Genomic DNA, 18,197 nt, shown 5'->3' on the forward strand with positions numbered 1-18,197 from the left:
TTGTGATACACCAGGGGTAGAAAAGCGTGCAAGGATTCAAACGAAAACTGGTCTACGTGACCTTCTATGAACTGATCGGCTTGTGCATGTCGACCCTGGGGCTGGCCTACCTCTCCGACACCCAGGCCAGTCACACCGGGCCATTGGCGGTGATGATCACCACCATCGCGATGATCTGGAACCTGATTTTCAATACCCTGTTCGAGCGGTGGGAAAGCCGTCAGGCCAAACGCGGCCGCAGCGTGGCGCGGCGCATTGCCCATGCGGTCGGTTTCCAGTTGACCCTGATCGTGTACCTGATCCCGCTGATCGCCTGGTGGCTGGACATGACCCTGCTCGAAGCCTTCCTGGTGGACCTGGCCTTCATTGTCCTCATTCCGTGCTACACCTTCGCCTACAACTGGGCCTTCGATCGGGTGTTCGGGTTGCCGACCTCGGCGCTGGCGACTGCCTGAAGGAGCGATCGCGTCAGGGCGGCAGGCGAATCAGCAGAGGTTCCTGCTGCTGCATCGGCGCCTGCTCCTGCCGCTCCTGCCGCTCCTGCGGCTTCGGGGTGCTGGCCAGCAGACTGTCCTCGACTTGGCCGGAGAGATAGTACACGCCAGACATCGCGCCACTCTGGCGATTCTCCATCAGATCGCGCCACTCCTCGTTCAGTGCCACATTCAAGATCACCCGCAGTTGCTCGACCATCTGCGGGTGGTCCTGATCGTGGGTGACCATGCCATAGCCGGCTGCCGCCAGGGAAATCAAGGTCCCGGCCGCCTTGCCCACTGCTGCGGCGACGGCGCTGGCGATGCCCCGTGGCGCCAGGGTGGCGCCCAGTTTTTCGCTGGCCCGGTTGGCCACCGAGGACAACCCGGCTTCGGTTTGTCCGGGCGCCTTGGCGGCTTGCTGGTGCAAGTGCTGACGCAGCGCCTGCCAGGCGGGTTGCTGATCCAGGGATTGGGCCCTGAGCAACTGATAGAGGGTGGCATCGCGCGCAGGCGGTGGCCCCAGGGCAATGATCTTGATGCGATTCAGTCGCTGGCTGACCTGGTCGGGCGGGGCGTTGTAGCGCTGGATGATGGTCGGCAGTTGCTGGCCGAACAACTGCACGTACAGCTCGCTGGCCCGGTCGCGGATTCCTTCGGGGTTGATTTGCTCGGCGACAGGTTCAATCACCCGCTTGTGGTACTGCTCCTGCAGGTACATCGCCAGGCGTCGCTCGGGCGGTTCGGCATTGTCGCCGCTGTTCATCTTGTACCAGGCGACTTTAAGCGTCAGCCATTGCTGGGTCCAATAGCCGGTGAACCAAGGGATGAAATCGCTTTCGGTGCGCTGCTGCACCTGATCTTTCCAGACCCGCATCGAACGCCTTGCATAGTCATTGGCCGAGCCGGTGGCGGCGACCGAGGCTTCGATCAGTTCCTGGTCGATACGTTGCCAGAGGGCTGGCGTCATGGTGACGGGCGGTGGCGGGGCAGGGGGGCGCTTGCCCGCGCATCCGGCGAAGGTCAGCAGCAGGCACGACAGCAGGAGCAGGGTACGCGTGTTCACGCGGCTGGCCTTCCTGGGAAAAGGCGGGGTGGTTACAGCAGTATAGGCAGGGGCAACCAGGGGCTGGCGTGCAGTCCATCGCGCACGTCTGTAATGATGGGAGCGGGTTGTCTTGCGGGGCTGCGCCTAAAACGGTGGAGCCCCGCAAGACTAAAAGGGCCACTTTGCGGCCCATCGCAGGCTCCGCCAGCTCCCTCGACGCAAGCTGCGAACGTCAGGCCGGGACGCCCAGGTCAAGCTTGGCTTCCAAGTGGTCCAGGTGTTCGTTCATCAACGCCAGGGCGGCTCCTACATCGCCGTTTTCCACGGCATCGATGATCGTGGCGTGTTCCTGCCAGGCGCAATGCTCGCAGCAGGGCGATTCGTAGCGGGCGATGATCAGCGAGGTCATGGGCACCAGGCCATTGAGAAAGCGCGCCAGCGGTGCGTTGGCGGCCATCTGCGCAAGCTTGAGGTGGAATTCGCCACCCAGGCGGATCGCCGTGCAGCGTTCGCCGCGCTCATGGTGCAGGCGCTCGCGTTCGACCAGTTGACGCAATTGGCGGATCTGCGCGGGGCGGGCGCGCTGCGTGGCCAGGCTGATCAGGGTGGTTTCGGCCAGACGCCGGGCACTGAGCACCTGGCGCGCCTGCTGGGGGTCGGGGGTGGCCAGGTGGGCGGTATGGCTGGGGCGTTGGACCACCACCTGCTGGTCCGACAGACGCCCGAGCACCCGACGGATCACCGTGCGGCTGACGCCGAAGGCGTTGCCCAGTGCCTGTTCGGGCAGGGCGCTGCCGGGCGGCAGGCGCTGTTCGAGGATGGCATCGAACAAGCGTGGGTAGATCTGCTCGGCGGAAAGACGGGTTTCTCCGCTGGCGAGCAGGGCTGGCAGGCGAGGGACAGCGGCGTGGGCGCAGGCAGTCATGGTCGCTCCTTGGGTCATTGGCCCGGGTGTTCTTCGGGGATGTTCAGCTCGATGCCCATGCGCTGGCCTTCCTCGAGGATATGCCGACGCATCTGGGCACTGGCCTGGGCGCTGTTCTTGTCACGGATGGCACGCACCACCGCTTCATTTTCAGTCAGCCGGGCGGCCAGGTGCTCCGGTGAGTTGCGCAGCATCTCGGTGCTCTGCTTGAGCGCATTGCCGGTCTGTTGCACCACGCTCTGGAAGATCGGGTTGGTGGTCAGGCCGAACAACGCCTCGTGGAAGGCGATGTAGGCGTTAACCCCTGCTTCGCTGTCGCCGGCCTCCAGGGCCTCGCGCATGTCCATCAAGGTCAGGCGCAACTGGCCGATGTCCTGGCTGTTGGCCGACTGGGCGACCAGGCCGACGATGAACGGCTCGAGGGTGTAGCGCAGCTCCAGTACATCAGCCAGGCTTGCGGCTGCCACGGTATCGCTGGCCGGCTCCTGGGCGGCGGCCTCGGCATCGAGCACCAGCACGCCCTTGCCTGGCATCGAGCGCACCAGGCCCAGGGTTTCCAGCACGGTCACGGCCTCACGCAGGCTGGGACGGCTGATGCCCAGTTGTTCGGCCAGCTCGCGCTGGCCGGGTAACATTTCGCCAGTTCGCCACTGACCGCTGGCCAGGGCCTGGCGGAGCTTCTCCACCACTGAGTTGACGACGGTTGATGAGCTGATCACGGTTCGCTCCCTAGTTGCATCATGTCTCCTGGCGGCCGGCTCATCGCCGGCCGCGGCGGTTTTAGAATTCCTGCTGGTGTGCATGAGGTGGTTGCTTGCGCGGAGTCGGGGCGAAGCCCGGCTTGCCGGCCAGCACGTTGTTGGCGCGTTCCAAGTCAATGTCCCGCTCCCAGCGGGCGATGGCCACGGTGGCGACGCAGTTGCCGATCAGGTTGGTCAATGCCCGGCCGATGCCCATGAACCAGTCCACCGCCAGCACCAGCACCAGGCCCACCACCGGAATGGCCGGTACCGCGGTGAGGGTGGCGGCGAGAATCACCAAGGCCGAGCCTGGGATGCCATGGGCGCCTTTTGAAGTCACCAGCGATACCAGCAGGATGGTCAGCAGGTCGGTCATGGCCAGCGGCGTGCCTGTGGCGTTGGCGATGAACACGATCGCCAGGGTCAGGTAGATGGAGAAACCGTCGAGGTTGAAGGAATAGCCAGTCGGGATCACCAGGCCCACGGTGGAGCTGCCGATGCCCAGGTGTTCGAGCTTGCGCATGATCTGTGGCAGCACGGCGTCGGAGGAGGCGGTGCCCAAGACAATGGTCAGCTCTTCACGCAGGTACTTGATGAACGGCAGCAGCTTCAGGCCCGACAGGCGCATCACCGTGCCGAGGATGATCAGTACGAAGCCTGCGCAGGTGAGGTAGAACAGTGCCACCAGGCCGCCCAGGTGCTGCAGCGACTCCAGGCCGTACTTGCTGGTGGTAAAGGCGATGGCGCCGAACACGCCCAGCGGTGCGAGGCGTACGATCATGCCCATGATGCGGAACACCACATGGCTGAGTTCGTTGATCAACCGCGAAATCCCGGACGCGGATTCGCCCACCAGGTTAAGGGCACTGCCGAACAGCACCGAGAACAGCAAGACCTGGAGGATGTTGTTGTCGGCAAAGGCCCCGATCACCGAGGTCGGGATCAAGTCCATGAAAAAGGCCGTGGCACCGTGGATGTGCTGGCCGCGTTCGGCCAGGCTGGCGGCATCGGCACTGGACAACTGTTCCAGGTGGATGTTGGCGCCGCTGCCGATACCGCTGGTGAAGGCGAACACCAGGCCGATCACCAAGGCGATGGTCGTGAGCACTTCGAAATAGATCACTGACTTCAAGCCAATGCGTCCGACCTTCTTCAGGTCGCCAGCACCGGAAATGCCGCTGACCACCACGCAGAAGACGATCAGGCCGATGAGCATCTTGATCAGTTTGATGAAGCCGTCACCCAAGGGTTTGAGCTGTAAGGACACTTCGGGAAAGCTGAGGCCGCAAGCGATGCCAAGGGCGAGGCCTAGCACGACTTGGAGGAAGATCGAACGCGAGCACCATTTGAGCATGGGAGGGATCTCTGATCGGTGTCCTTGCTTCGGTGCCAGCGACGGCGAAAGAGCGCAGGACTTAATTATTGTGGTCTTACCGGTTTGGTCAGTGCGAGATCATAAAACCGCGAAAAAAACACTTTTGCAAGAGATTTCGGCCTTACCGGTCTGACCAGTTGGCGGATATTTTTCGCATGGCGCTAGCGCGAAGGAGGGAAAGAGCCGGTGAGACGCGCAGCGCCCCACCGGCAGTCATCACGGCAGGTAGGCCTTGGCCAGGGTTTCGGTGAGTTGTCGAAGCAGGGTTGCATCCGCTTCTCGGCGTGTTTTCAGCAACAGTTCCCCCGCACGGCGGTAGAGCGCCTCTTCATCGCGATAGCGACTGGACACCAGATCGATGCGCTGCAACACACCGTCTTGCCGCCAAGGAATGTCCGGGCGCTCGCCTGCCAGTGCGTCGATGAAGGTCGGGGGCACCTGCGGGCCGGTATAGGCAACGAATTCGCCCGGTTCGTTGAGCGTGTCGAAATAGGCGCTGGCGCCATCCCATTCGTTGGCCAGATGCTCGAAATCCTGAGGACGCAAGCGCTTGATCCAGTCTCGCCAGAACGGTTGCTCAACCGCCCATTGGGTCAGTCGAGGGATATCCGCTTGGGCCGTGATCACCTCGGAAAGCTGTTCCAGAGTGGCCGGGCTCACTTGTGCAAGGTAGTCGAAGCTGATTTGGCCGGGTTGTGGCGGGAGTTCAAGACGCTCTCTCAAGCGCATCCTGGCATTCAGGGCCATTTCCAGTTCGTCGAGCAGAAAGGTGGGCTCGCGCAGTTGCGTGTCACTGATATCGTCTGCGTCATGCAGCGGAGGCGCCTCGTCGGCGGAGCGTCCTTCGATGAGCGCCTTGCGCCTGGCAACCCGTGCGTCATACAAGGCCCCGATGCGCTCATCCAGCAATTGTTGGCGCAACAGAGAGCGGCCGATGGTGATCGCCACCTTCTCGCTGGCGTCGCCGGGACTCGCGTTGAGCGTCTGTTGCCACACTTGGATCTCGGTCTCGATTTGCTGGAACAGGAGACTGGCCTGGTCGACGCAGCCGTGAGCGGCTTCATTGATCAGGTCGAAAATACGTTCTTGCACTTGGGCCCGGCCCCAACGATCGCTCTGTTCACCTTCGTCGCGGGCGGACAGCCGTTCGATGATGATCTGCATGCGTCGACGCATGGCGTTTGGGCTGGCTTCATAATCCCGAGTGTCTTCCATGCGTCGGAACACTTCGTACAACGGTTGCCATTCAGGCGTCTGAGCGGTGACAGCGACATGGTCGCGAAGGGGCTCGGGCAGATCGACCAGCCAGTCCAGGTGGTTGAACTGAGCTGCGGTCGGTAGGCCGGCATCGTTCAATCGCTGCAGGGCCTCTTCACTGAAGGGGTTGTTCTGGAAGGCGTGGTACATGTTCGCTTCATTCGCTCTGACCGCCACGGCGAATGCGGTATCAGCAAGCTCAGGGGCATCGTGCAACTGGTTGTTGCTCAGATCCACGGCGCGAAGGGCTAAAGGTTGCTGCCCCAGCAGCGCTTCGATGCCGGCTGGCCATTCGGCAATACCGGTCTGCTCCAGGTCCAGCCGCTCCAGATGCGTCCAGCCGGTGATGTCTGGTGCAAGGTCCAAGGGGTTTTCGTGCAGGAACAAGATGCGCAACCGGTTCAACTGTGCGAGCGCTGCTCGGCTTGCGCTGTCCAGGGTGATGTCGTTGTGGCCAAGGCTCAGTTCGACCAGTGCGGGGCAGCCTTGCAAGGCCTGGAAGTGCTCGACGCCCAGGAACAGTTCGTTCGTTTCGGCCTGCAGCCCCATCAGGTTGGGCAATTGCGCAAGCCGCTCCAGGGCTGCGACTGGCAGGTCTTCGATGGCGCTGCTCAGGTTCAGGCTGCGTAGGTTGGTCAGGCGACCCAGCATGGACAGATTGGCTTCAAGGGCCAGGTCCAGGTTGTTCTCCGAAAGGTCCAGTGAGTGCAGATCCGTCAGCTCGGCCAACTGTTCGGGCAGGGTGGTCAGGCCATCCTCGGTGAGCTCCAGTTCGCGTACCTTGGGGAAGGCGGCAAGAAACGCTCCCAGGCTGTCGGGGTTGCCCCGCCACAAGCTGGTGACGCTCAACTGGCGAACATGCGGCAGTTGCACCGGCAGGGCCGGCAACGTTCCCACGTACTCCCCATTTATGTGCAGGATGACGTTGTCGAGGCTCCCATTGGCGTCGCTGTTTTCACGCCGCCAAGCCCGGCGGATGCGTTCGGCAATGGCCTGGCGTGCGGCGCGACGCTCCTGGGCTGCATCGGCGGCGATGCCGTCGGCGTCATCAACCCAGCCTTGCAAGGCGCTGTCCAGTTGCCGGTACTGGTCGCGCAAATTTTGCATCAGATGGCTGAAGGCGATGGGGTCATGGCCAGTCTGCTCACGTAGCCGGGCGCGTAGCGTTTCCCGATCGTTGTCCAGGTTGGCAGGGAATAACTGGTCGAACTGCTCGTCAGCGGCCAACCAGCCTCGTCCGCGACCGCTCAAGGCATAGCCAAGGCGAGGGCTGCCCGGCAGTCGCGTGGGCAGGCGGTACCAGGGGCGTACAGGCTGCATGCCAAGGTCACGGGCGGTGGTTTCCCGGTCGGCAGTCGCCAGGTCGAAAAGTCGGTCACGCAAGGTGTCCGCTTCATGGATCTGCAGGCCCAGATTGTCCCGTTCGCTGTCGGGCAGGGCCTGAAGGATCGCCCGGAACAGCGTGTCTCGGTTGGCCAGGCTTTGGCCGGTCTCGTCGAGCGGTTCATAGCCATCGGGGCGGCGCACGAGGGTCTTGATCGGTCCATCGGCTGCACCTGCCGTTTCCAGCAGTGAACCGCCCAGACGATCTGCGCGTAGCTCAAGACGCACTTGGCCAGACCATCCGGACAGCCGCTGCAGCGCAGCGAACACCAACGCGTCGCGATCATTGAGGTTGTCGCTGGCCTGATGAAACGCCACCAGAGCGCGGTTTATACGTGATGCTCGTAGGTAAAGGCGAGCCGTTTCCGCCACGTTGAGCGGGACTTGGCCGGTGCGCTGCATCTGGCTCAAGTCACGGGGCCGGGCTTGGGCCAGGATTTCCCGGCGAAGTGTTGGACCGAGCGATGGGAAGTCCTTGGCCAGTAGCGCTTCTTCATGGGTGAAGAGAGGCCGTGTCGGTTCAAGGGGGGCACCAAAGGCTTCGAGGCTTTCCAGCAGTAACGCCGGCAACGGGCGATGCTCGACGAGCGCCTGACGCAAGGTGGCCTCATCGTAGCCACTGCAGCGCAGGGCTTTTTGGAGTGTGGTGGTGTCCAGTGCGTCAGTGATCGGGCTGAGCCGGTGAAACAGGATTTCGCCTTCCCAGGCCAGCGGTCGTTCGTGGTCCAGCAGCCAGGCTCCTTCGCCATTGCCGAGCAAAGACGGCTGATGGCGGTGCCTCTCGGCTGCGCAGAGTCGCCAACTGCCCTCGGGGGTTGCTTCGACTGGGTAGTGCTGGCCGTCTAGCTTGATCCAATGGCGTCCTTGGAGTGGGTAGGGGGCAAGGCTGGTCGGCAATGGCGTGGGGGCTGTGCGTGCGAACGGCTCCAGATCGCCATGCCAGAGGCGCTGCTGGTCGCCATGGCCGATGCGATACCAGTCATGCAGGGCGCCTTGGGGTTCGATGAACTGCCCGGCTGTGCCAAGCGCGGCCAATTGCACCAGGTTCTCGATGACCGAGAACAGATGGCCGATGGCCGCATCGGCGTCGGCCTCGTTTGCCGCATGCACGCCTTCGATAAACTCATCGACCAGTTGCGCACCGCCAATCACCAACATGACTTCGGCGAGCCCAGGAACGAAAAAACCGGCCACGTTCAGTACCGACAAACCGACACCCAGCCAGCCTTCGATGCGTGCCAATTGGGCGGCGGCGTCTCGTTGCGCGACGGGCACGGCGATGTCGGTGGCGTTGCGCAGCATCAGTTCGACGCGGGTGCGCGCGCGCGCTTTGAAACAATCACCAGGCCATTGCTTGAACGCCAGCGGCAAGCGGGCGTTCTTGTCGAGCGTCGGCTGCCACAGGTCGCGAGGGCTGGGGAACAGGCGCGTGAGCCACCCGAAGGACTCGCCCTCTTCAAGGATCGGCGTGGTCGTTTGCAGACTCTTGTAGGGATAACGCGGAAACAAGGTTTGGCGTAACTGGGTGGCCAATCCAGGCTGCTCGGCGTGGGCGACATAACGCATGAAGAAACGTCGTTCGCTGTCCTTGCGCAGCAGTCGGGTCATCGCCTTGCCTGCGGCCTGTAACGAGGCATATTGACGCAACGGCTGGCGCGGATGGCCGGGCAAGTAGAGCAGGCACGGTTCGACACCGTCGAGGGGCTGCTGGCGGATCAGCAAGGGGCCATATAAAGGTGTACCGCACAGCTCCAGGTACCCGCACTCCAGAGGCCAGGGTTTGCCATCGCTGTGAAGCACGAACGATTCGCCTGCCTGTGCAGCGTCTGCCAGCATCCGGCCTCGGCTATCGAGATGCTTTTGCAACTCGGCCAGTGTGGCGTCGGCGGTGAAGGCCGCGTGGTCCTGCTCGCGCACCAGTCCCTGAAACGACGGGGTGTCGACGTGTTCGGCGAGATGGTTTCGGTAACGTTGTCCCAGGTCCAGGTTCCGTGCGCCTTTCACGAACAACGTACTGTCCACGATCATTGGGCCGGGGGCGTCCTTGGACAGGTACAGCGTCACGGGTGTATCGCTGTCGAAGTTCTGCAGGGCTGCTTCGAGCCAGGACATGTCGCGTTTTTCGGTGTTGTTCCGAAGCCACCCTTGCTCGGGTGTGGGCAGCTCTCGGTCGGGGTACCAATGAGGCAAGGCATCGTCGAGCAATGGACGGCAGAAGTCGTCGATGGACTGCACCTGCTTCAGTGCACGGTCCAGCGCGCGAGTAGCTCGGTGGCTCTGACGTATGTGCTGTTCAAGTCGCTGGCGTTGGGCTGGGGTGGCTGATTTCATCCACCCTGGCAGGCGGACGTCGACGAAGCTGAAGTGTGATGGGCTCATGGTTGTACCTCTGGATCAGAAGCGGCGAGCCTAGGGCGATGCAGGTAGTCGGATGGGTTAGATAAGTACCGCAGACCGGTCGTGACCGGAAAGAAAAACGGCACCTCGAGAGGTGCCGTTAGCGCAGAGGGCGAACTACTTGTGCAGTTCTTCTGCCGCGTAAAGCGTGTTTTCCAGCAGGCAGGCACGGGTCATCGGACCTACGCCGCCTGGCACAGGCGTGATCCAGCCGGCGCGGGGCAGGGCGGTCTCGAAGACCACGTCGCCCACCAGCTTGCCATCTTCCTGGCGGTTGATGCCGACGTCGATGACGATGGCACCTTCCTTGATCCATTCGCCCTTGACCAGGCCAGGCTTGCCGGCGGCGACCACCACCAGGTCGGCGCGGCCCACGTGGCCAGCCAGGTCCTGGGTGAAGCGGTGGCAGACGGTGACGGTGCAGCCGGCCAGCAGCAGTTCCATGGCCATCGGGCGACCCACGATGTTGGAGGCGCCGACGATCACTGCGTTCATGCCATACAGGTCCTGACCGGTGCTTTCCAGCAGGGTCATGATGCCCTTCGGGGTGCAGGGACGCAGCAGTGGGATGCGTTGGGCCAAGCGACCGATGTTGTAAGGGTGGAAGCCGTCGACGTCTTTATCCGGGCGGATGCGTTCGAGCAGCAGCGAGGCATCCAGGTGCTCCGGCAGCGGAAGCTGCAGCAGAATGCCGTCGACGGCCGGATCGTCGTTGAGGCGGTCGATCAGGTCGGTCAGGGCTTGCTGCGTGGTCTCGCTGGGCAGGTCGAAGGCCTGGGAAATGAATCCGACTTCTTCGCAGTCCTTGCGCTTGTGCGAGACATAGACTTGGGAAGCAGGGTCGGTACCGACCAGGATCACCGCCAGGCCTGGGGTGCGCAGGCCCTGCTGGCGACGCTCCACGACACGTTGAGCGATCTGCTGGCGCAGGTTGGCGGCGATCGCCTTGCCATCGATTAGGTGTGCAGTCATAGACGCGTGATTAACCATCGAGAAGGGAACATAAAAGAGGGCGCATTCTCGCACGACACGGCCCGAGGGCAAAGGCGGGTGGTCGGCCAAATCCCCTAACCCCTTAAATAAACTAAATTTTTTTGAAAAAAGTGTTGACGACCTTCCGGCTCGTCTATAACATTCGTCGCACTTGTCGGGCAGAGCCTAGCACTGGTTAGCAAGGTCAGGCAGAATGAGCGGATTTGTTAGCTTGTTCGGTACGGCTGAAAGTTGATTTGCAATCGTAACAGAAAGCAGATTGAATATGCGCCCGTAGCTCAGCTGGATAGAGCATCCGCCTTCTAAGCGGATGGTCGCAGGTTCGAGTCCTGCCGGGTGCGCCATTAAGGCAGCTTTGGCACAGCAAGTGATGTTGTAACGCAATACCGCAATATGGTGGGCGTAGCTCAGTTGGTAGAGCGCTGGATTGTGATTCCAGTTGTCGTGGGTTCGATTCCCATCGTCCACCCCATATTCTCGAAGGCGCCTTGATTGTATAATCTGGCGCCTTTGTTTTAAGTGCTCCACGCGGACGTGGTGAAATTGGTAGACACACTGGATTTAGGTTCCAGCGGCGCAAGCTGTAAGAGTTCGAGTCTCTTCGTCCGCACCATCCTTGGTTTCGCCGCCTTTCGTTGAGTTGCGCGAAACCCTTAAAGAAGCCGCCCAGAGCGGCTTTTTTATTGCCTGCAATTTCTGCAATCGTCAGCGCCTGGCATCTGGCACTGGTGATGCTTGGGCAAAAATTGTTAGATTTCAGCCGGTTGAAATAGGGGCAAGCGGGCCCGATATAGGAGCTGTCGCATGATTGCAAAAGAAGCTCGCCAGGCGTTGGCGCTGCAGCGCTTCGCCGAGGCCAATCCGCAATTGCTCGAGGAAATCCGCGAGCTGGATGCGCGTGAGCAGGCCCAGCAGATCCAATGGGCGTTCGAAGATGCGGCACAAGAGCAGGGTGTCGAGCCTTGGGAGCTGACGTTGCAATTGATCGCTCAAAGCCCCGAGGAGCTGCAGATCATGCGGCTCGAGGTGCACCGTGAGGTGGCTCAGACGCTGGGCATGAGCTGGGAAGAGTACTGCCAGTTCAACGAAATCGACCCCGACTGAGTGCAGCCTTTATATAGCTGCATTTGTTTGACAGGTTTTTACAGTGCGTGTGACGTGCAGTCGCCGTTACGCGCAAGCGATACGCAGGGGCTTCGGCGGTGCGCCGTACGGGCTCTTCAATAAAATTGACCGGCGTGGTTTTCCGTCGTCCGGGGTGGGGTGACTTCTGGTGCGTGAGTCACTAGAATGCTTGCCCTTGATTCTGGAGTCGGGCTATCGCCGGCTAACGTCTGTGCAACGAGGAATATCCATGCAAGTTTCTGTTGAAAACACTTCCGCTCTCGAGCGTCGCATGACCATCGCCGTTCCGGCCGAGCGCGTCGAGAACGAAGTCAACAAGCGTCTGCAGCAGACTGCCAAGCGCGCCAAAGTCGCCGGCTTCCGCCCAGGCAAGGTGCCGATGAGCGTGATCCGCCAGCGTTTCGAAGCCGATGCTCGTCAAGAGGCTTTCGGTGACCTGGTCCAGGCTTCCTTCTACGAAGCCATCGTCGAGCAGAAGCTGAACCCGGCTGGTGCTCCTGCCGTCGAGCCGAAGTCCTTCGAAAAAGGCAAGGATCTGGAGTTCGTCGCGATCTTCGAAGTCTTCCCAGAGTTCACCGTGGGTGGCCTGGAGTCGATCAAGGTCGAGCGCCTGAGCGCCGACGTCGCTGACGCCGACCTGGACAACATGCTGGAAGTGCTGCGCAAGCAGAACGTCCGTTTCGAAGCCGTTGAGCGCGCCGCCCAGAACGACGATCAGGTCAACATCGACTTCGTCGGCAAGATCGACGGTGAAGCCTTCGCCGGTGGTTCGGCCAAGGGCACCCAGCTCGTGCTGGGCTCCGGTCGCATGATTCCAGGCTTCGAAGACGGCTTGGTGGGTGCCAAAGCTGGCGAAGAGCGCGTTGTCAACGTGACCTTCCCCGAGGACTACCAGAACCTGGACCTGGCCGGCAAGGCTGCCGAGTTCACCATCACCGTCAACAGCGTCTCGGCTCCTCAGCTGCCTGAACTGAACGAAGCCTTCTTCGCCCAGTTCGGCATCAAGGAATCGACCCTGGAAGGCTTCCGCGCCGAAGTTCGCAAGAACATGGAGCGTGAGCTGCGCCAGGCAATCAAGGCCAAGGTCAAGAACCAGGTCATGGACGGTCTGCTGGCTGCCAACCCAATCGAAGTGCCAAAGGCTCTGCTGGAGAACGAAGTCAACCGTCTGCGCGTGCAGGCCGTTCAACAGTTCGGTGGCAACATCAAGCCTGAGCAACTGCCGGCCGAGCTGTTCGAAGAACAGGCCAAGCGCCGCGTGGTCCTGGGTCTGATCGTCGCTGAAGTGGTCAAGCAGTTCGAGCTGAAGCCGGACGATGCCAAGGTCCGCGAAATGATCGAGGAAATGGCCTCGGCCTACCAAGAGCCAGAACAGGTCATCGCTTGGTACTACAAGAACGACCAGCAACTGAACGAAGTCCGTTCGGTTGTGCTGGAAGAGCAAGTTGTAGATACTGTCCTGCAGAAAGCGACTGTGACCGACAAGTCGGTCTCGTACGAAGAAGCTGTCAAGCCAGCACAGGCTCCTGCCGCCGCTGAGTGATAGGTCTTCTCTCGTAGGAAACCCCCACAAGCCAGCCTTCGAGCTGGCTTGTGCGTATTCAAGCCATGACTATTTGGGAGTGAGTGCAGGACATGTCCCGCAATTCTTATATTCAACAGAGCTCCGACATCCAGGCCGCAGGCGGTCTGGTCCCGATGGTTATCGAGCAGTCCGCCCGTGGCGAACGCGCCTACGACATCTACTCGCGCCTGTTGAAGGAGCGTGTGATTTTCCTGGTTGGTCCCGTAGAGGACTACATGGCCAACCTGGTGGTGGCACAACTGCTGTTCCTTGAAGCGGAAAACCCGGACAAGGATATCCATCTGTACATCAACTCGCCGGGTGGTTCGGTCACTGCTGGCATGTCGATTTACGACACCATGCAGTTCATCAAGCCGGACGTCTCGACCATCTGCATCGGTCAGGCCTGCAGCATGGGCGCGTTCCTGCTTGCAGCTGGTGCGGCAGGCAAGCGTCACTGTCTGCCGAACTCGCGCGTGATGATTCACCAGCCGCTGGGCGGCTTCCAGGGCCAGGCGACCGACATCGAGATCCATGCCCAGGAAATCCTCAATATCAAGGCGCGTCTGAACGAGTTGCTGGCCCATCACACTGGGCAGGACCTCGAGACCATCAAACGCGACACAGAGCGTGACAACTTCATGAGCGCCGCGCGCGCGGCCGAGTACGGCCTGATCGACTCGGTCTACGACAAGCGGCAACTGGCGTCCTGAACCAAGGTGCCAGAGCGGGTGGGCGCCGATGGCGCCCACCTGCGGACTTGAAAAAGCCCGCAATTGCCTTCATCTTGTGTTTCATGCCTACCGGATTGGATCGATCGAATGACTGACACCCGTAACGGCGAGGACAGCGGCAAATTGCTCTATTGCTCCTTCTGCGGCAAAAGCCAGCACGAAGTGCGCAAATTGATTGCCGGGCCCTCGGTATTTATCTGCGACGAGTGCGTCGACCTGTGCAACGACATCATCCGTGAGGAGGTGCAGGAAGCCCAGGCCGAGAGCAACGCGCATAAATTGCCATCGCCGAAAGAAATCAGCGGTATCCTGGACCAGTACGTCATTGGTCAGGAACGCGCGAAAAAGGTGCTGTCCGTAGCGGTTTACAACCACTACAAGCGCCTGAACCAGCGTGACAAGAAGGGCGACGAAGTCGAACTCGGCAAGAGCAATATCCTGCTGATCGGGCCGACCGGCTCGGGCAAGACACTGCTCGCCGAAACCCTTGCACGCCTGTTGAACGTACCGTTCACCATTGCTGACGCCACCACCCTGACCGAAGCCGGTTACGTGGGGGAGGACGTCGAGAACATCATCCAGAAGCTGCTGCAAAAGTGCGACTACGACGTGGAAAAGGCCCAGATGGGCATTGTCTACATCGATGAGATCGACAAGATCTCGCGCAAGTCGGACAACCCGTCCATCACCCGCGACGTTTCGGGTGAGGGTGTGCAGCAGGCGCTGTTGAAACTGATCGAAGGCACCGTGGCTTCCGTTCCGCCCCAGGGTGGTCGCAAGCATCCGCAACAGGAGTTCCTGCAGGTCGATACCCGCAATATCCTGTTCATCTGTGGTGGTGCGTTCTCGGGCCTGGAAAAGGTCATTCAGAACCGCTCCACCAAAGGTGGCATCGGTTTTGGCGCTGAGGTGCGCAGCAAGCAGGAAGGCAAGAAGGTTGGCGAGTCCCTGCGTGAGGTCGAGCCGGACGATCTGGTCAAGTTTGGCCTGATTCCGGAGTTCGTCGGCCGTCTGCCGGTGCTGGCAACCCTCGATGAGCTGGATGAGGCTGCATTGATGCAGATCCTCACCGAGCCGAAGAACGCCTTGACCAAGCAGTATGCCAAGCTGTTCGAGATGGAAGACGTGGATCTCGAGTTCCGCAGCGACGCGCTCAAGGCGGTTGCTCGCAAGGCGCTCGAGCGCAAGACCGGCGCCCGTGGCCTGCGTTCGATCCTCGAAGGCGTGCTGCTCGACACCATGTACGAGATTCCTTCGCAGAAGGAAGTCAGCAAGGTGGTGATCGACGAGAGCGTCATCGATGGCACTTCGAAGCCGTTGCTGATCTACGAGAACAGCGAGCCGCAAGCCAAGGCCGCACCTGACGCCTAAGTCGGGTAAGCCAAGTCGAGCAAGAAAGGGGCCTACGCAGGCTGTGTGAAAACCTAGCAATCTGTCCGGCCCTTTAAGAGAATGCTCCGTATCGAAAGATACGGAGCATTTTTCGTTATGGCCTACATACAAGGAGAGTCTCGCAGCCAGACCCGCCTGTTCCCGGTCTCGCTGGAACAAAAACAAACGCCCCGAATAAGGCGGGGCGTTTGGTCTAGGGCCTGTCAGTGTGTTTTCACACAGTCTGTACGGGCCCCTTTCTGCTTTTCCGATCTCAGCGCTTGTAATTTTACGGACCTGCCCCCACATTAGGTCCAAGCATCATTTCCACCGGTTTCCGGCCATAAGGCCGCTGTAGAGGCGAAATCATGAAGACCACCCTCGACTTGCCTCTTTTGCCATTGCGCGATGTCGTCGTCTATCCGCACATGGTCATCCCGCTGTTCGTGGGACGCGAGAAGTCCATCGAAGCCCTTGAGGCTGCGATGACGGGCGAGAAGCAGATCCTCCTGCTGGCCCAGAAGAATCCTGCCGACGATGATCCGGGCGAAGACGCCCTGTACCGCGTCGGTACCATTGCCACTGTCCTGCAACTGCTGAAGCTGCCTGACGGCACCGTCAAGGTGCTGGTCGAGGGCGAGCAGCGCGGCGCCGTCGAGCGTTTCACGGAAGTGGAAGGGCACATCCGTGCCGAAGTCACCCTGATCGATGAAGCCGAAGCCGCCGAGCGCGAGTCGGAAGTCTTCGTGCGCACGTTGCTGTCGCAGTTCGAGCAATACGTTCAGTTGGGCAAGAAGGTCCCGGCTGAAGTCCTGTCCTCGCTCAACAGCATTGAAGAGCCTGGCCGTCTGGTCGATACCATGGCCGCCCACATGGCCCTGAAGATCGAGCAGAAACAAGAAATCCTCGAAATCGTAGACCTGCCTGCCCGGGTCGAGCATGTCCTGGCATTGCTGGACGCGGAAATCGATCTGCTGCAGGTCGAGAAACGCATCCGTGGCCGGGTCAAGAAACAGATGGAGCGCAGCCAGCGCGAGTACTACCTGAATGAGCAGATGAAGGCCATTCAGAAAGAGCTCGGTGATGGTGACGAAGGCCACAACGAAGTCGAGGAGCTGAAAAAGCGCATCGAAGCCGCTGGCCTGCCCAAGGACGCCCTGGCCAAGGCCCAGGCCGAGCTGAACAAGCTCAAGCAGATGTCGCCGATGTCTGCTGAAGCCACCGTGGTCCGTTCCTACCTGGACTGGCTCGTGCAGGTGCCATGGAAAGCCCAGAGCAAGGTGCGTCTGGACCTGGCCAAGGCCGAGGAGATCCTCGATGCCGACCATTATGGCCTGGAAGAGGTCAAGGAGCGCATCCTCGAGTATCTCGCCGTGCAGAAGCGCGTGAAGAAGATTCGTGGCCCTGTGCTGTGCCTGGTGGGGCCTCCTGGCGTGGGTAAAACCTCGCTGGCTGAATCTATCGCAGCCGCCACCAACCGCAAGTTTGTGCGAATGGCCCTGGGCGGTGTGCGTGACGAAGCCGAGATCCGTGGCCACCGCCGTACCTACATCGGCTCCATGCCGGGTCGTTTGATCCAGAAAATGACCAAGGTGGGTGTACGGAACCCGTTGTTCCTGCTCGACGAGATCGACAAGATGGGCAGCGACATGCGTGGCGACCCGGCCTCGGCATTGCTGGAAGTGCTCGACCCTGAGCAGAACCACAACTTCAACGACCATTACCTGGAGGTCGACTACGATCTCTCGGATGTGATGTTCCTGTGCACCTCGAACTCGATGAACATTCCGCCGGCGCTGCTCGACCGGATGGAAGTCATTCGCCTGCCGGGTTATACCGAGGACGAGAAGATCAACATCGCGGTCAAGTACCTCACGCCCAAGCAAGTGAAGGCCAATGGCCTGAAGAAGGGTGAACTGGAACTCGATGTCACGGCCATCCGCGACATCATTCGTTACTACACTCGCGAGGCCGGTGTGCGTGGCCTGGAGCGCCAGATCGCCAAGGTCTGCCGCAAGGTGGTCAAGGAGCACACTGGCGAGAAGCAACTCAAGGTCAAGGTGACCGGTGAGCAGCTCGAGCATCTGCTGGGCGTGCGCAAGTTCCGCTACGGCCTGGCCGAGCAGCAGGATCAAATCGGCCAGGTCACCGGTCTTGCCTGGACCCAGGTGGGCGGTGAACTGCTGACCATCGAAGCCGTGGTCATCCCTGGCAAGGGCCAGTTGATCAAGACCGGTTCCCTGGGCGACGTCATGGTCGAGTCGATCACCGCCGCGCAGACCGTGGTACGCAGCCGTGCCCGTAGCCTGGGTATCGCTGCCGACTTCCATGAGAAGCACGACGTGCATATCCACATGCCAGAGGGTGCCACGCCCAAGGATGGCCCGAGTGCGGGTATCGGCATGTGCACCGCGCTGGTCTCTGCGCTCACTCAAATTCCGGTGCGCGCCGATGTGGCCATGACCGGTGAAATCACTCTGCGTGGCCAGGTTCTGGCCATCGGTGGCCTGAAGGAAAAACTCCTCGCGGCACACCGGGGAGGGATCAAGACGGTGATCATTCCCGAGGAAAACGTTCGTGATCTGAAGGAGATTCCGGAAAATATCAAACAGGATCTTCAGATCAAACCGGTCAAATGGATTGACGAAGTCCTCCAAATTGCGCTGCAATACGCCCCGGAGCCCTTGCCAGATGTGGCTCCGGAGATTGTCGCGAAAGATGAAAAGCGCGACGGCGATGCTAAGGAAAGAATCAGCACGCACTAGTACGTATTTCGCTGGGGGGCTTTCCTTGACAGTTTTTTCGGGGCCTT

At 60.9% G+C, this 18,197-nt stretch carries 12 protein-coding genes and 3 tRNA genes; 9 read left to right on the plus strand and 6 right to left on the minus strand.

Annotated elements, in window-relative coordinates; translation table 11 throughout:
* Positions 1 to 26 precede the first annotated feature (26 nt).
* The gene (locus IEC33019_RS04080) at positions 27 to 455 is read left to right on the plus strand and encodes a PACE efflux transporter (protein WP_070094001.1); all 429 of its coding nucleotides are present in this window, start codon (positions 27 to 29) and stop codon (positions 453 to 455) included.
* A gap of 13 nt (positions 456 to 468) precedes the next feature.
* Here the strand turns inward: IEC33019_RS04080 and IEC33019_RS04085 are convergent, their stop codons facing one another.
* From IEC33019_RS04085 to folD, 6 genes are all read right to left on the minus strand, one after another.
* Positions 469 to 1,539, minus strand: a complete 1,071-nt coding sequence (locus IEC33019_RS04085; RefSeq protein WP_070094000.1) for a hypothetical protein — start codon at positions 1,537 to 1,539, stop codon at positions 469 to 471.
* A gap of 214 nt (positions 1,540 to 1,753) precedes the next feature.
* Positions 1,754 to 2,446, minus strand: a complete 693-nt coding sequence (locus IEC33019_RS04090) for a GntR family transcriptional regulator (RefSeq protein ID WP_070093999.1) — start codon at positions 2,444 to 2,446, stop codon at positions 1,754 to 1,756.
* 14 nt (positions 2,447 to 2,460) lie between these two features.
* The gene (locus IEC33019_RS04095) at positions 2,461 to 3,165 is read right to left on the minus strand and encodes a FadR/GntR family transcriptional regulator (RefSeq protein WP_070093998.1); all 705 of its coding nucleotides are present in this window, start codon (positions 3,163 to 3,165) and stop codon (positions 2,461 to 2,463) included.
* A 61-nt stretch (positions 3,166 to 3,226) separates the two neighbouring features.
* Positions 3,227 to 4,540, minus strand: a complete 1,314-nt coding sequence (locus IEC33019_RS04100) for a C4-dicarboxylate transporter DctA (protein WP_070093997.1) — start codon at positions 4,538 to 4,540, stop codon at positions 3,227 to 3,229.
* A gap of 237 nt (positions 4,541 to 4,777) precedes the next feature.
* Positions 4,778 to 9,580, minus strand: a complete 4,803-nt coding sequence (locus tag IEC33019_RS04105; RefSeq protein ID WP_070093996.1) for an NEL-type E3 ubiquitin ligase domain-containing protein — start codon at positions 9,578 to 9,580, stop codon at positions 4,778 to 4,780.
* 135 nt (positions 9,581 to 9,715) lie between these two features.
* A complete protein-coding gene (gene folD, locus IEC33019_RS04110; RefSeq protein WP_070093995.1) occupies positions 9,716 to 10,570 on the minus strand; it encodes a bifunctional methylenetetrahydrofolate dehydrogenase/methenyltetrahydrofolate cyclohydrolase FolD in 855 nt (284 codons plus the stop codon).
* A gap of 288 nt (positions 10,571 to 10,858) precedes the next feature.
* Between folD and IEC33019_RS04115 the strand changes: the two genes are divergently transcribed.
* The 8 genes from IEC33019_RS04115 to lon all read left to right on the plus strand — a co-directional run bounded on the left by IEC33019_RS04115 (position 10,859) and on the right by lon (position 18,150).
* A tRNA-Arg gene (locus IEC33019_RS04115) sits at positions 10,859 to 10,935 on the plus strand.
* Positions 10,936 to 10,987: 52 nt separating this feature from the next.
* Positions 10,988 to 11,063, plus strand: a tRNA-His gene (locus IEC33019_RS04120).
* 56 nt (positions 11,064 to 11,119) lie between these two features.
* Positions 11,120 to 11,204: transfer RNA gene (locus IEC33019_RS04125), tRNA-Leu, on the plus strand.
* Positions 11,205 to 11,395: 191 nt separating this feature from the next.
* On the plus strand, positions 11,396 to 11,695 hold the full coding sequence (locus IEC33019_RS04130) for a DUF6388 family protein (protein ID WP_070093994.1): 300 nt from the start codon (positions 11,396 to 11,398) through the stop codon (positions 11,693 to 11,695).
* A 250-nt stretch (positions 11,696 to 11,945) separates the two neighbouring features.
* Positions 11,946 to 13,259: a trigger factor gene (gene tig / locus IEC33019_RS04135; protein ID WP_070093993.1), complete on the plus strand. Its 1,314-nt coding sequence runs from the start codon at positions 11,946 to 11,948 to the stop codon at positions 13,257 to 13,259.
* A gap of 92 nt (positions 13,260 to 13,351) precedes the next feature.
* Positions 13,352 to 13,993, plus strand: coding sequence for an ATP-dependent Clp endopeptidase proteolytic subunit ClpP (gene clpP / locus IEC33019_RS04140; RefSeq protein WP_043213484.1), 642 nt, complete (start codon positions 13,352 to 13,354; stop codon positions 13,991 to 13,993).
* Between the two features lie 108 nt (positions 13,994 to 14,101).
* Positions 14,102 to 15,385, plus strand: a complete 1,284-nt coding sequence (gene clpX / locus IEC33019_RS04145; RefSeq protein ID WP_070093992.1) for an ATP-dependent Clp protease ATP-binding subunit ClpX — start codon at positions 14,102 to 14,104, stop codon at positions 15,383 to 15,385.
* A 368-nt stretch (positions 15,386 to 15,753) separates the two neighbouring features.
* The gene (lon, locus tag IEC33019_RS04155; protein ID WP_070093991.1) at positions 15,754 to 18,150 is read left to right on the plus strand and encodes an endopeptidase La; all 2,397 of its coding nucleotides are present in this window, start codon (positions 15,754 to 15,756) and stop codon (positions 18,148 to 18,150) included.
* Positions 18,151 to 18,197: the final 47 nt, after the last annotated feature.

Origin of the sequence: Pseudomonas putida (assembly GCF_002741075.1) — a bacterium.
GTDB classification, from domain to species: domain Bacteria; phylum Pseudomonadota; class Gammaproteobacteria; order Pseudomonadales; family Pseudomonadaceae; genus Aquipseudomonas; species Aquipseudomonas putida_T.